11 protein-coding genes and 2 pseudogenes are annotated in these 13,317 nt (G+C 46.3%); 2 read left to right on the top strand and 11 right to left on the bottom strand.

The features are described from left to right. A partial coding sequence (locus tag B5F78_RS17600) for a hypothetical protein (RefSeq protein WP_206421938.1) occupies window positions 1–248 on the top strand: 248 nt, incomplete at its 5' end. A 120-nt stretch (window positions 249–368) separates the two neighbouring features. Here B5F78_RS17600 and galK read toward each other — a convergent pair. From galK to B5F78_RS08965, 9 genes and pseudogenes are all read right to left on the bottom strand, one after another. After that, window positions 369–1,523: a galactokinase gene (gene galK, locus B5F78_RS09000; RefSeq protein WP_022039158.1), complete on the bottom strand. Its 1,155-nt coding sequence runs from the start codon at window positions 1,521–1,523 to the stop codon at window positions 369–371. Window positions 1,524–1,569: 46 nt separating this feature from the next. Further along, window positions 1,570–1,860, bottom strand: a pseudogene (locus B5F78_RS18025) (MFS transporter); the annotation flags it as partial. 197 nt (window positions 1,861–2,057) lie between these two features. Next, window positions 2,058–3,057: pseudogene (locus B5F78_RS08995) on the bottom strand (MFS transporter); the annotation flags it as partial. Window positions 3,058–3,132: 75 nt separating this feature from the next. After that, window positions 3,133–4,227 carry an aldose epimerase family protein gene (locus B5F78_RS08990; protein ID WP_087211720.1) on the bottom strand — a complete coding sequence of 365 codons (1,095 nt, stop codon included), beginning with the start codon at window positions 4,225–4,227 and terminating at the stop codon, window positions 3,133–3,135. 97 nt (window positions 4,228–4,324) lie between these two features. Continuing rightward, window positions 4,325–5,617: a bifunctional folylpolyglutamate synthase/dihydrofolate synthase gene (locus B5F78_RS08985; protein WP_087406544.1), complete on the bottom strand. Its 1,293-nt coding sequence runs from the start codon at window positions 5,615–5,617 to the stop codon at window positions 4,325–4,327. Between the two features lie 26 nt (window positions 5,618–5,643). Beyond that, the gene (locus B5F78_RS08980) at window positions 5,644–6,294 is read right to left on the bottom strand and encodes a hypothetical protein (RefSeq protein WP_239473427.1); all 651 of its coding nucleotides are present in this window, start codon (window positions 6,292–6,294) and stop codon (window positions 5,644–5,646) included. Window positions 6,295–6,539: 245 nt separating this feature from the next. Further along, on the bottom strand, window positions 6,540–7,514 hold the full coding sequence (locus tag B5F78_RS08975) for a DUF362 domain-containing protein (protein ID WP_087406540.1): 975 nt from the start codon (window positions 7,512–7,514) through the stop codon (window positions 6,540–6,542). A 207-nt stretch (window positions 7,515–7,721) separates the two neighbouring features. Next, window positions 7,722–9,515, bottom strand: coding sequence for a TonB-dependent receptor plug domain-containing protein (locus B5F78_RS08970; RefSeq protein ID WP_430746801.1), 1,794 nt, complete (start codon window positions 9,513–9,515; stop codon window positions 7,722–7,724). Window positions 9,516–10,080: 565 nt separating this feature from the next. After that, complete coding sequence (locus B5F78_RS08965; protein WP_087211715.1) at window positions 10,081–10,557, bottom strand: cytidine deaminase; 477 nt, start codon at window positions 10,555–10,557, stop codon at window positions 10,081–10,083. 111 nt (window positions 10,558–10,668) lie between these two features. Between B5F78_RS08965 and B5F78_RS08960 the strand changes: the two genes are divergently transcribed. Beyond that, on the top strand, window positions 10,669–11,556 hold the full coding sequence (locus B5F78_RS08960; RefSeq protein WP_087211712.1) for a glycoside hydrolase family 73 protein: 888 nt from the start codon (window positions 10,669–10,671) through the stop codon (window positions 11,554–11,556). 90 nt (window positions 11,557–11,646) lie between these two features. On the opposite strand, the gene B5F78_RS08955 is transcribed toward B5F78_RS08960, so the two are convergent. Together B5F78_RS08955 and B5F78_RS08950 are read right to left on the bottom strand one after the other, a co-directional pair. Continuing rightward, complete coding sequence (locus tag B5F78_RS08955; RefSeq protein ID WP_022039167.1) at window positions 11,647–12,180, bottom strand: FHA domain-containing protein; 534 nt, start codon at window positions 12,178–12,180, stop codon at window positions 11,647–11,649. A gap of 13 nt (window positions 12,181–12,193) precedes the next feature. Beyond that, window positions 12,194–13,312, bottom strand: a complete 1,119-nt coding sequence (locus tag B5F78_RS08950) for an SPOR domain-containing protein (RefSeq protein ID WP_087406539.1) — start codon at window positions 13,310–13,312, stop codon at window positions 12,194–12,196. Window positions 13,313–13,317 lie beyond the last annotated feature (5 nt).

Here is a 13,317-nt window from a genome sequence, read left to right as displayed (position 1 = left end):
CTGACGAAGAACAGGAGCGAAAAGGACCAAAAAATCGCCCAAAGCACACACGGAAACGGATACATCAAGCCAAGAAAAACTTTTTGGAGAAATTCAAAACAGCTTCTTATCATGTGCTGGCTGGGATGAGGGAGATTGCAGGTCATTTGGCAAAGAACAGAAGCAAAAAGGAATTAAAAAATCGCCCCAATCACACGAAACATCAAGTTAAAAATATTTTTTGTGAAATTCGGTTTCTAAGATTGTGAGCATTCTAAAGGATAAAAGGTCGTATCATTCTTTCTAAATGAAGATTTGATACGACCTTTTTAGGTATCAATATATTTGATTAGTCATTTCGTTTTGACACACCCTCTGCATAATAAAGATTAGCAAACTCTGTGCGAACCGTCACTAATCACTACATCATATACTTTGGGCGAACGTCCGAATTTCTTTTTGAAGCGTTCTTTCGCTGTTGTGATGAATGTTTCGTATAACTCGTTCTTTACAAGATTGATGGTGCAGCCTCCGAAGCCTCCACCCATGACACGCGAACCGGTTACACCGCAATCGAAAGCAATGTCGTTGAGGAAATCCAGTTCTTCACAGCTTACTTCATATAATTTGCTCATGCCGTGATGGGTTTCATACATTTTTTGGCCTACTGTTTCGTAGTCGTTGCGTTCCAACGCATCACATACGTCAAGTACACGTTGGATTTCTTCAATAACATATTCAGCACGCATATAGTCTTCCTGGCTGACTGTTTCTTTCACTTCGTTCAGCATATCCATGTTGCAGTCACGTAGGAATTCTATTTCAGGATGGTTCTTCTTGATGGCAGCTACAACATTCTCGCAACTTTGACGACGTTTGTTATATGCAGATGATGCCAGTTCGTGTTTTACAACTGAGTCTACCAATACCAGGCGATAGCCTTCCGGACGGAACGGATAATATTTATATTCCAATGAGCGGCAGTCTAGACGCATCAGATGACCTTCTTTTCCGAATACAGAAGCAAACTGGTCCATGATACCGCAGTTTACACCGCAATAGTTATGTTCGGTAGCCTGTCCTACTTTTGCCAATTCGAACTTGTCTATCTTATTGTCGCCAAATATTTCGTTCAAGGCAAAGGCAAAAGTTGATTCGAGTGCAGCCGAAGAAGACATGCCAGCACCTAAAGGTACATCGCCTGCAAAAGCGGTATTGAAACCTTTTACATCTACTCCGCGTTTGATCATTTCGCGACATACTCCGAAAATATAACGTGCCCAGCTGGCTTTCGGAGCATCTTCTTCATTCAATCCGAATTCTACATAATCTTTCAGGTCGATGGAATAAGCGTGTACTTTATCCGTACCATTAGGCTTTATTTCGGCTGTGATGCCTTTGTCTACTGCGCCGGGGAATACATATCCGCCATTGTAGTCTGTATGTTCGCCTATCAGATTGATACGTCCCGGAGAAGTATAAATAGCTCCTGTTGTTCCATCGAAATGTTTGATGAAACGACTTCTTACAAAATCTATATCCATGGTAATATAAAAATTAAAGGGTTAATAAAATATGCTGTAATTAAAATCAGTCAACGGGTATGTCTTTGTTTACGTTCTTGCAGCCTATCAGTCCGTAGAATAACAGGTATGCCAGCATGGCGATAATCAACCAGTAGCTTGCCATATAGCCGACTGAATCTGAAATAACCTGCTGAAGGAGTGGGAAGATACCTCCACCTACAACCATCATCATGAAGATACCCGATGCTTGCGCAGTGTATTTGCCCAACCCTTCTACGGCAAGGTTGAAGATTCCTCCCCACATGATGGAAGTGCATAATCCACAAAGTACGAGGAATAAGGCACTTATCGGGACTTTCGGAGTAGCCAGTGAACCTTCGATGTCAGCTTGTGTCAAATTAGCGGCCGACAGCGTTGATTCATACTTTTGAAGGTTTTCTGAAGATGTGTCGGCAAGAATCAGGCTGATTTCGTTTTCTGATACGCCTGCTTCGGTCAAGATTTCAGAAGTTTTGGCAATAGGGTCGTAAACGACTTTCGGTACGTTGATACCTACAGTCTTCGGGATGAATATGGCACACAGAATAAACAGGATAGCTACACTGGATACCGTAATCAATTGGGTACGTGTAGATACCTTGCCGCTGATGATTGTACTCGTAAGACGACCTACCAACATCAGTAACCAGTAAATGGCTGCAATGGCTCCACCGATGGCTGCACCATTGAAGAGGATGCCTGCACCTTTGTCAGAAGAATCGGCAAGGTAGAAGTTCAGGGTGCCCGGAATACCGATTTCGATGCCTACATATACGAAAATGCCGAATACGCCTAATACGGTATGACGGAAATTCCAAGGGCTGTGGCTGAATTTTTCTTCTTTTACATTCCCTTTGTGTAGATGGGGTTCAGGAATCGCTACAAATGAAATGGCGATGAAAGAAAGTATAAATACGCCCATTGCAATGAAAAGCAAGGGAGTTACGTCCGACATTGCCGTTTCTGGAGTAACGGTTCCAATGAGTACACCTACAAACAAAGGGGTCAGTGTACCCGATAAAGAGTTCAAGGCACCTCCAGCCTGAATGAGCTGGTTTCCTTTGTTACCGCCTCCGCCAAGAAGGTTCAGCATGGGGTTTACTACGGTGTTCAGCATACACACACAGAAACCGCAAATAAATGCTCCCAATAAGTAAATGATAAAATTCAACTTGATAGCATACGCTCCCATGTTGAATACATCAACTTCGGCTCCTACCAGACTGGAAAGATACTGGGTAAACAATCCCAAGAATCCCACAGCCATAGCGATAAGGGCGGTTTTTTTATAACCTATCTTTACCAGCATGTTTCCCGCCGGGATTCCCATAAACAGGTAAGCAAGGAAGTTCATCATGTTTCCCATCATGCCCAAAGTGTTAGCTCCCGCATATTGATTCTTCCAAATGGTGCCGAAAGGAGCGGCAAGATTGGTAACGAAAGAGATCATCGCAAATAAGAAAAACATCGTGATGATTGCGATGAGATTACCGTTCTGTTTTTGTTGATTCATGGTTTAATATTAAAAAAGGTTAGTAACACATTAGTTTTCAAGATAAATCTAAGAATTTTCTTAATTGATGGCTTATCAAGCTTCTACTCCGAATTTATACACCGTAACCTGATGATAGGTTTCACCCGGATTCAATACTGCTGACGGGAAATGTGGCTTATTAGGTGTGTCGGGGAAGTGTTGTGCTTCGAAACAGATGGCACTGCGTTCGGGGAAGGTTGCGCCATGCCAGCCTGCAAAGCCGCCTTGCCAGTTTGCCGTATATACTTGCACGCCCGGTTCTGTCGTATATACTTCAAGCGAACGTCCGCTTTGAGGTTCTACGCATTTGGCTGCAAATGCCAATTCACCCACTTCCTTTTTATTGACAATATACGTATGGTCGTATCCCTTGCCGTATATCAATTGTTGGAACGGTTCATTGATACGGCTGCCTACACTATGAGGCATACGGAAATCCATCGGAGTATCAGCAACCTTTAAAATTTCTCCCGTAGGGATAGAATATTCATCTATGGGTACGTAGAAATCGGCATTAAGGGTAAGAATATTGTTTTCTACACTGGGGGTTGGTTTCTCCAGACCCGACAAACTGAAAAATGCATGATGGGTAAGATTGACTAATGTCGTACGGTCGGTCGTAGCTGTGTAGGTAAGGATAAATTCGTTTTCGTTGGTAAACGTGTAGATGACTTGAACTTTCAAGTTGCCGGGGAAGCCTTCTTCACCGTCTTTTGACAGATAACTTAAAGTAAGGCTTTGTTTGCTGGTCTGCTCGGCATCCCATACGCGTGAATGAAAACCTGTGGGACCTCCGTGAAGCGAGTTGGGACCATTGTTTATTGCCAGTTGGTATTCTTTTCCGTTCAATTGGAATTTACCTTTGGCGATTCGGTTGCCATACCGTCCGATAAGTGTACTTAAGAACGATTCGGGGCTATGGATAACTCCGTCCAGTGTGTCGTGTCCTTGAATCACGTTGGCAAGCTTGCCGTTCTTGTCCGGAACCATAATAGCCACTAAAGCTCCTCCGTAGTTGGTTACTGCCATTTCGGCACCTTTGTCATTCTTCAGAATGAATAAATCAACTTCTTTACCATCGATTGTACGTTGAAAATCGCTTCGCTTTACTCCGCAAAGGTTATTTTCATAATAAAATGTGTTAATCATGATCTTGAATATCCTTTCTTTTTTGATGTTACTTCTATAAAATGTATGCAAATAAAAAGATTTTATTCAAGATATACAAGCAATTTTGTTAATTATTTCATGATGTATGGCAAGTGGATAATAAATCGGCAACAATAAAGCTGCTTCCTCCTACGAAAATCAAATCTTCGGGGCCGGCTTCTGTTAAGGCGGTTTCTAAAGCAATTTTTACATTCGGGTAGCTTTTGCCGTGCAATCCGAATGCCGAGGCTTGCTTTTGCATTTCTTCGGCAGGCAACGCGCGTTTCACGCTGGCTTGTGTGAAATAGTATGTCGCGTCGGTCGGCAAGAGGGCGAGCACGCCGTGTATATCCTTGTCGTTTACCATTCCGATAACGATGTGAAGCTTGCGGTAATGCTGGCATGCCAGTTGGCGGACGATGTATTGGATACCGCCTACGTTATGTCCTGTGTCGCATATGACGGCAGGATGGCTTGATAACCGTTGCCAGCGTCCTTGCAGTCCGGTCAGTTCGCACACATTGGCAAAACCGTTGCGCACGTCCGCATCCGTGAAGCGGTAACCGGCTTTCCTCAGTTGGCGGATAGCGGAAAGAAGTGTGTTGGTATTCTTTTCCTGGCACAAGCCGCCCAGCTCTCCTTTCAAGTTGGCATAGTCCTGAGTTTGATATAAATAATGCCCGTCGTCGGTATGGGTGGCATTTATCAATAGGTGTTCTTCTTCGGCAAATACGATGGGAGCGTTTACCGATGCGGCTTTCTCGGCAAATACAGGTTTGGTTTCCGAAGTCGTTTCGCCGATGACTACGGGAGTGCCAGGTTTGATGATGCCTGCTTTTTCTCCTGCTATCTTGGTCAATGTATTGCCTAAGAACTGTATATGGTCGAAGCTGATGTTGGTGATGACGCATACATCCGGATGGATGATGTTGGTGCAATCCAGCCGTCCGCCTAACCCGACTTCGATGACCGCTACGTCTACCGCTTGCTGGGCGAAATAATGAAAAGCCATGGCGGTGGTCAACTCGAAAAACGACGGATGCAGAGGTTCGAAGAAATGACGGTGTTTTTCCACGAAACCGATGACGAATTCTTCTGGTACGGGCACGCCGTTTATCCGGATTCGTTCGCGGAAATCCGTTAAGTGGGGCGAAGTGTAAAGCCCTACCCGGTAACCTGCCGATTGCAGGATGGCTGCCAATGTGTGCGAACAAGACCCTTTTCCGTTTGTTCCCGCTACATGGATGGTGCGGAATTGCTGGTGCGGATGGCCGAAATATTCGTCTAATGCGTATGTGTTTTCAAGTCCTTCCTTGTATGCGTCTTTGCCTACTTGCTGAAACAAAGGGGCACTATTATATAAATAGGTAAGAGTTTCTTGGTAATTCATCTTTATATAGCAAATTAGTTCCTGGTTTAATACCACCACGGGTAATCATTTTTCCGGCCTTCGATGCCGATACTGAACGAACTGCTTTCGCCCAGTTTGAAGTTAATCATTCCACCAATGCGGTCGGGCGTATAGTTGGGTAGGGGATACCAGTAAGGCATACGGTTGGGCATGAACGATTTGTTGCCGTATGCATAGATGCTGATTTTGTCGGTCAGCTGGTAAGCAGCCACGGCGGCAATGCCCACATTGCGGTAGCGCAAGAATCCCCAGTCCATGTTGGTGGCATATAATCCTCCCGCTATGCTCAGCCGGCTGTTGATAGGCACGGCATACATGAAAGCGGCATCTTGGCCGAACCCCACACCCGAAGGCGCATAGCGGCTGGGGCTGAATGTGACATTCAGTCCGATGGAAGCATTGAATCCTTTATGCAGCTCCCATGTGGCGTAATTGTAGTCGAAAGGCGTGATGCCATACATGCTGAAAGGGCGGAACGGCGAAGAAAAGCTCACGGGCGATTGCAAAGCTACGCTTAACGTGTCGGCTTGCAATGAGTCGGGTAGGGCACGTACGTCCTGCTTAGCCTGTATGTCAGGTTGTTGTTCGGTTTGCGCTTTTGCCGTGGCAGACAAGCAGATAACCGTTATAAAAACAAACCAACTTCGCTTCATCATAATCACTCCTTTTTTATTTATCAGTTCAAAGATACAGATAATCTGCCAGTAGGAGAAAGACAGAAACGGAGATTAACGGAGATTAACGTAAAATAAATGCGGAATTCATATAACGTAAAACATCCTTTTGTGGAATGTTTTCCAGGCTTTGAGGAGAAGTGTAGTTTGAGCCGATGAGATAGCCGCGTTCCTATACAGCTATCTTCACCGGCCAATGAGTTTATGCTATTCTGGAAAGTATCGGATTAGTCCAGCTCTACCAGTTCATATTTCTGGCTTCCGATGCCTAATTGTTCGGCATAGTCGAGGGTGTGCATGCCGTGGCGCGAGTCGATGCGTTCTATCAGGTGGATTTTCCCGTGGTCTTTCGAAGAGCGGACCAGGTCGGTGCAAGCTTTGTCCAATGCGACGGGGTCGAGCGAGGCAAGGATGCCGATGTCGCCCATTTGAGGATCGGCAGGAGAGGAGTCGCAATCGCAATCCACCGAGAGGTTGTTGGCCACGCTGATGTAGAGAATGTTTTCTCCGCAATGGTCGATAACCGCCTTGGCGGCTTCTGCCATGGATTCCAGAAAGTCATCTTGTTCCGGATTGCCCCAGCTGGTCGTGCTGGCACCTGCGGAGTGGATGTTCCGTTTCCCGTTTGACGAGGCGATGCCGATGGAGATGTTCTTGATAGCACCCCCGAATCCTCCCATGGCATGTCCTTTGAAGTGGGAGAGTACAACGGTAAAGTCATAGTTCAGGTAATTCTTCCCTACGATGTCCGATTTCAGGTGCTTGCCGCCTGTAACCGGCAATTCCGTTTCGCCTTCGGCATCCATGATGTCCACCGGGGCGATGGCGGTGAAGCCGTGGTCTTTAGCCGCTTGCAGGTGGCTCTGGGTATCTCCGCGCTTGCCTCCGTAGGCGGTATTACATTCTACGATAGTGCCGTTCACTTTCTGCACCAGGTCTTTTATCAATGCGGGCTGAAGGAAGTTGTGTCCGCCCGGTTCGCCGGTGCTGAGCTTTACCGCCACTTTCCCCTTGGCTTCACGCCCTAAGGCTTCGTAGATTTTGACCAAGTTCTCTGAATTGATTTCTTTGTAGAAATACACTTTCGGAAGGTTCTCGCTGCTCTCGGCAGCCTTGTTTTCCGAGGATTGCGCATGTCCGCATCCGACGGTGCTTGCCAGTGTGAATGCCGCGCAGATTAAAGTTTGAAATGTCTTTTTCATGTTTTGTTTTATTTTAGGGTAAATAGAATTCTTTCGTCATATAATGCCTGTAATTGACCCATGTAATGGTATTCGAAAACGAATATATACTGCCTTTGCCGATGCAGTTATCTTCGAAGGCAGTTTCATATATACTGAAACTGCTTTCGAAGTATATATTCGTTTGGAAAGTGATATATCTGGCATAATCCGGACATTTATATGGGATTAGAAATGGATATGGATTCCTCCCAAGAATGTGGCTTTCGGCATGGGATAGCCAGCCATGATTTCGTAGCGTTGTGCCAAGAGGTTCTCGCCGCGCACAAAGAGCGAGGCATACGGGCACAGGCGGTAGCTGGCACGCAAATTCCAAAGCACGAAGTCCTCGGTACTGGCAGGGCTGACGGAGGTATATAGCCCTTTGATGTACTGGATGCCGGTCGACACGCCCCAGCTTCCTTGCCGGAAGTCGGCGCCGGCATACAGCTTGTGCTCCGGAGCCGAGATGACCGGATGTTCCATGTGCACCCAGCTGTAGTTGGCGTTTACGTTCCATTGACGGTTGATGCGGTAGGTAATGTTCCCTTCCGCTCCCCAATTCTCGATTTCGCCTGAGTTGACGTTGTGGGGGCGACCGTCTACAGGAGTCATCATAATCAGGTTGTCTCCGTTGATATAATAGAGGTTTACGCCGTAGCTCAGGGCACCGTCTAAAAGGTGCTGGGTGTACGAAAGCTCGTAGTTCATCATCCGTTCCGGCTTCAGGTCGGGATTCTGTGGCGGGAACATATACATTTCGCGGATGGTTGGGTTGCGGAAACCCTTGCTCACCATGGCTTTCAGTTCGGCGTTCTTGGGCAGGTGGAAGGCAAGCCCGCCTTGTGGAACCAGTTCGGTGCCTACGTGTGAGTGGTGGTCGACACGTAATCCTACGTTGAGCGAGAGCCATGTTCCGATGTCCTGACGGAAATCGACGTAACCGGCAAACTCGTCTTGCTTCTTGTCTACGCCCGGTGTGCGTGCTCCGTCGGCTATGGCTTCGTTCCACGATTCTCCGCCGAAGTGTTGGTAGTCGAAGCCCAAGGTCAGGCGGTTGCCCGTATAAAGCTCGGCGCTCTGATACCACGACACGCCCATCATCAGGTCTTTCGAATGGAAGAGGGAGGTTTGCGGCTCTTCACCGGCATGGTATCCGTCGTTTATCTTGTGCCTTCCCCAGTTGTAGAAGAAGCTCAGTGCGCCCGAAGTCCGTTCGTACCGGTTCTCCAGCATAGCCGAAGCCATTCCTCTTGTAATCCGCGAATCGTTGTCGAAAAGCCGGTCGGAAACCTCTCCGGGATTGGAAGCGTTGAAGTGGGTCACGTTGACATCTCCCCATAGCTTCCAGTTCGGGTTAAAGTCGTATGCTAATTTGGCATAGCCTCCATATTGCTCGAACGCCATGTCGGGGCGGTGTCCGTCGGTGCGGATATACGATGCCGATACGGTGCTGCTGAACCGTCCTTTCTTCACGCGGTTGGTCGCTTCCGCCTGTGCTGTCCCATACGAGCCGCCTCCTAAATTGATGTCCGTCTTCACGCCGTCTTCCTGCATTTTCCGTGTGACGATGTTGATGACTCCCCCCATGGCATTGGAACCGTAAAGCACCGATGCCGGTCCGCGCAACACTTCCACCCGCTCGGCAAGCATGGTCTGGTAGGCATCGGAAATAGGATGCCCGAAAAGTCCCATGTATTGCGGATGCCCGTCAATGAGCACCAGCATCTGTGCGCTTCCCGACATGCCGCGCAGGCTGATGCCTCCGGCTGCACCGGTAGATACGCCATATCCCATCACGCCCCGGCTGGTAACGAAAAGCCCCGGAACTTGCTCGGTCAGTGCCGGAAGCACGGAAGGCTGGTAACGGTTTTCCAGTTGGGCGCGGTTTACTATCGAAATGGTCATGGGAAGGTGGCGGATATCCGTCGCGTTGCGTGTGCCGGTCACTACCGTTTCTTCCAGTATATAGTTGTGCCGCATCTTCAATGAGTCTGTAAGTTCTGTGGCATTAAGAGCCGTCAGAAGCAGGCTGTAAGCCAAGATGGGTAAAATCAGTTTCTGTTTCATCTTTGTTTCGTTTGAATGGTTGTTGTTTTCGATGTGCAAAGATAAAACAGAAAAATGTATCTTTTTTATACATATTACGGATTTTGCAACCCGGATTACGCTTGTGTCTGCTTGTATGTAATTCGCATGATATATAATACTATGGTGGACTTATCATGAACGAAGAAATCTGGGGATTGAATATCCGCAAACATCCCATGTAGAGACAAAATGCGGATATTCATGCCAATCAGGAGTTAAAAGGGAGTTATAGGTAGTTATCGCCCGCAGGGCGGGCTGGGAGTTAGATGCCAATACCTTTTTGCGCCGCTTCTGTAGAGACGATGTGCACATCGTCTCTACTACGTGACATATACAAAATGCACAAAATAAATACCGCGTGAAGTATAACTTCTGAACGAAGTGATAACTCCTGTGAAACATAACTACGTCTAACTCCTGATTCGCATTATTCATTAAAAAGGAAATATGACCGGGCTTACAGAAATTCTGCGCCAAAAGAGAGAGGGAGCAGGCTTTTGACGCCTTGCAGGCAATAAGTCTCGCGTACACCATACAGCAAAATGCGTATCGGGAGGCTGTAGCGTCGTTCGGTTTCGAGCAATACCTGTCGGCATGCCCCACAGGGAGGAATGGGCGAGTCGAGGAATCCTTGAGTATTTCGGGCAGCTATGGCAAGTGCCTTTACCCCTTGATCGGGATAGTGCGAGTTGGCATAGAACAGGGTAGTACGTTCGGCACAAGTACCCGAGGGATAAGCAGCATTTTCTTGGTTGGAACCAGTGACGACTGTGCCGTCTTCGAGTAATGCTGCGGCCCCTACGGCAAAATGCGAATAGGGAGCATAGCTTTGGGAGGTAGCTTCTTTGGCAGCATCTATCAGTTGGCGGTCTGCTTCGCTTAGCTCATCGTACGAGCAGGCGCATACGGGGATTTCGATACGGAAATTTCTCATAAGCTTTGTATTTTTGTACAAATAAACAGAAAAAAAAGGAGATTTCCTATCTTGTGTTGCTTTTATTCGTGCGAACACTTATCTTTGCCTTTGGATAAACATAAAAAGGAAATGAAAAACTTAACGTATTGGTTGGTTATGGTGGTCTTGTTGCTTGCTGCAAGCACGGCTTCGGCACAACGGAACAAGGCATACGAGGAATATATCAAGAAATACCGAAGCATAGCGGTGGACGAAATGAAGCATTATCGTATCCCGGCAAGCATTACGCTGGCACAGGGTCTGCTGGAGTCGGGGGCGGGCAGGAGTCAGCTTGCCCGGAAGTCGAATAACCATTTCGGTATCAAGTGCGGTGGCTCATGGGACGGACGTTCGGTGCGTTATACCGACGATGCACCTAATGAATGTTTCCGTGCTTACAAACACGTAAAGGATTCGTATCGTGACCATTCCAAGTTTTTGCGTTCGGGTGCCCGTTATGCTTTTCTTTTCCGACTCAAGATAACCGATTACAAAGGGTGGGCAAAGGGGTTGAAAAAAGCGGGTTATGCTACTGACCCCAATTATGCCAATCGCCTGATAAACATCATCGAGACCTACGACCTTGACAAGTACGACCGCAAAGGGGGATTGAAATGGGCAGAAGAGTTCCCTAACCCGCACCAGCCTTATCTGGCGAATGAATTGCTTTACGTGATAGCCCGTCCGGGCGATACGTTCAAGAGCATAGCCAAAGAATTTGATCTGAAAAAGAAGAATGTACGCAAGTACAACGAGTTGCCCAAGGACTACACGTTCCGTGGAGGCGAAATTGTCTATCTGGAAGAAAAACGCAAGAAAGCCACCCAGGATCACATCTCTTATGCCGTGAAGCAAGGAGACTCGATGTACACAATCTCACAGATGTTCGGCATCAAATTGAAGAATCTTTACCAATTGAACGGGATGAAAGAAGATGCTCCTGCTCCGAACGTGGGAGATATTATCTGGTTAAGGTAAAAAGTGTGGGGAATGTCCGCAAATATCCGGAATAATGATGTGCGAAATGAAGTCTATCTTCGTTTTCAAGGGGGAATGGCGGACATTCAATCATTCTTTGTTCTCTGCTGCTCGTAAAATCAAGGAAGTAGCTCCTAAGGTAAAAATGGCTCCGTCTTCCAACCGGACACGATCCTTTGGACCTAACAAGTCATTCATGACAAAAGTGCCGGTAATGCTGTTATTGTCGCGTAAGGTATACACTATTTGTCCTTGCTTGTCTCGCTTCACATTTAGAATACAATGCCGACGGTCCATGCTTGGGTCATTGGTTTCAATGGGAATATCAACTTCTGTACCTTTCGACCGGCGTCCGATGAGATTGTCACCTTCGTGTAACGGGATTACTTGTTTGTAGCCAAATACATTTTCAATTGCTACAACGTTTCCCCAATCTTTCAACCCTTCTCTTTCGTCAATGACTTCTTCCCGGCGTGTTCCTGCATTTAACTTGGTTTTTCCGATACGGATGGCAAACTGTTTCTTGCATTGATCGCACACAAATACCAACGACTGCCCTTCGCTGTATTTGGTCTCATCAAATTGTATATAATTGTCACACTTAGGACATCTTACTCTTTTCATATTCTTTAGGGCTTTATTTGGAAATGAATATCCATGCCGAAGCAAAGTCTGGTTGTTTCTTCAACTCTTTTATTTTCTGATAGGCATCGGCCTTATTTGCATAGTTAACTAATGAAACACGATAATGGTTTTGCGACACAATCACCTGGGCATCTGCATATCCTTTTTGTTTCAAACCGTTAACCACTTTCTCTGCATCAGCCGCATTGGTAAGGCTTGCCACGATAATGTGGTTGTTGCCCCCATGTTTTTTGGTGGGAATTGTTTTTGGGGTAGTCTGCTGAGCTTTCTCTTTTACGGTCCGGTCATTTTTTTTCGCTGAAACTTTTTTCTCAATACGTGCTTCTACCTTTTCGGTCTTTATGGTAACCGGCTTTAAGGTATTGACATTATTTTTTAATTGTTTCTTTTCGTTTTTCTGTTGATTTGAATTTTGTTCAGAAGTTTTTTGCCGAATAGGAGAGATGACACTTGATGCTGCAGATTGATTCCGGATTGCAGCAAACAGACCCTCCGAACCCAATGATGCATAATTCGCCTCGTCAATGTAGGTATTCTTTACAGGAACAGAACACAAGAAAAACAACAAGATCGTAGCTGCGACGACCGCTATGCTACGTGTCCAATGCCAAGATGTGGGATTCGTCTTGTTGGCAGATAGTCGGGGCAACCGTTCTTCTCTTTCCTTTTTTACATTTAATGAAGTGCTGAAAGCCAGTTTTTGAAATGTAAAAGTTTCCAATCCATAAAGGGAAGGAGTGAAAAATCCATTTTCTGCCGGCTCGAATTCATAAACACCATTCATGTTGTAATACAAACTTCCCACCTGTCCCAAGGATACACTGCCTTCTTGATACAGTTTTTCTTTCAATGCATTTACCACATTCTCGATTTTCCGGCTGGCATCCGGGAAATCAGTATTATAGGTCTGCATATAAGATTGCACCAGTAACCCATCATTCATCACTAACTTCGGGTTAAACCCAATGGTACGTACCGGTGGATAAAATTCCCGCATCTCCTTATTATATATAGAAGAACGGTAATGAGCTATAAAGCCTCCCAAGCCTGGAACGATGACACAATCGTTCTCTAACAGCAATACTTCAATATGTTTAGCTAATTCAATCATACTGC

Origin of the sequence: Bacteroides sp. An279 (assembly GCF_002159615.1) — a bacterium.
GTDB lineage: Bacteria > Bacteroidota > Bacteroidia > Bacteroidales > Bacteroidaceae > Phocaeicola > Phocaeicola intestinalis.
This window is presented reverse-complemented; position numbering and strand designations above follow the sequence as displayed.

Coding starts and splice junctions, on each gene's coding strand:
- galK (WP_022039158.1), bottom strand. CDS start 1,523: ATGGATATAGATTTTGTAAGAAGTCGTTTCATCAAACATTTCGATGGA.
- B5F78_RS08975 (WP_087406540.1), bottom strand. CDS start 7,514: ATGAAAAAGACATTTCAAACTTTAATCTGCGCGGCATTCACACTGGCA.
- B5F78_RS08990 (WP_087211720.1), bottom strand. CDS start 4,227: ATGATTAACACATTTTATTATGAAAATAACCTTTGCGGAGTAAAGCGA.
- B5F78_RS08960 (WP_087211712.1), top strand. CDS start 10,669: ATGAAAAACTTAACGTATTGGTTGGTTATGGTGGTCTTGTTGCTTGCT.
- B5F78_RS08970 (WP_430746801.1), bottom strand. CDS start 9,515: ATGCGGCACAACTATATACTGGAAGAAACGGTAGTGACCGGCACACGC.
- B5F78_RS08950 (WP_087406539.1), bottom strand. CDS start 13,312: ATGATTGAATTAGCTAAACATATTGAAGTATTGCTGTTAGAGAACGAT.
- B5F78_RS08980 (WP_239473427.1), bottom strand. CDS start 6,294: ATGATGAAGCGAAGTTGGTTTGTTTTTATAACGGTTATCTGCTTGTCT.
- B5F78_RS08955 (WP_022039167.1), bottom strand. CDS start 12,180: ATGAAAAGAGTAAGATGTCCTAAGTGTGACAATTATATACAATTTGAT.
- B5F78_RS08985 (WP_087406544.1), bottom strand. CDS start 5,617: ATGAATTACCAAGAAACTCTTACCTATTTATATAATAGTGCCCCTTTG.
- B5F78_RS08965 (WP_087211715.1), bottom strand. CDS start 10,557: ATGAGAAATTTCCGTATCGAAATCCCCGTATGCGCCTGCTCGTACGAT.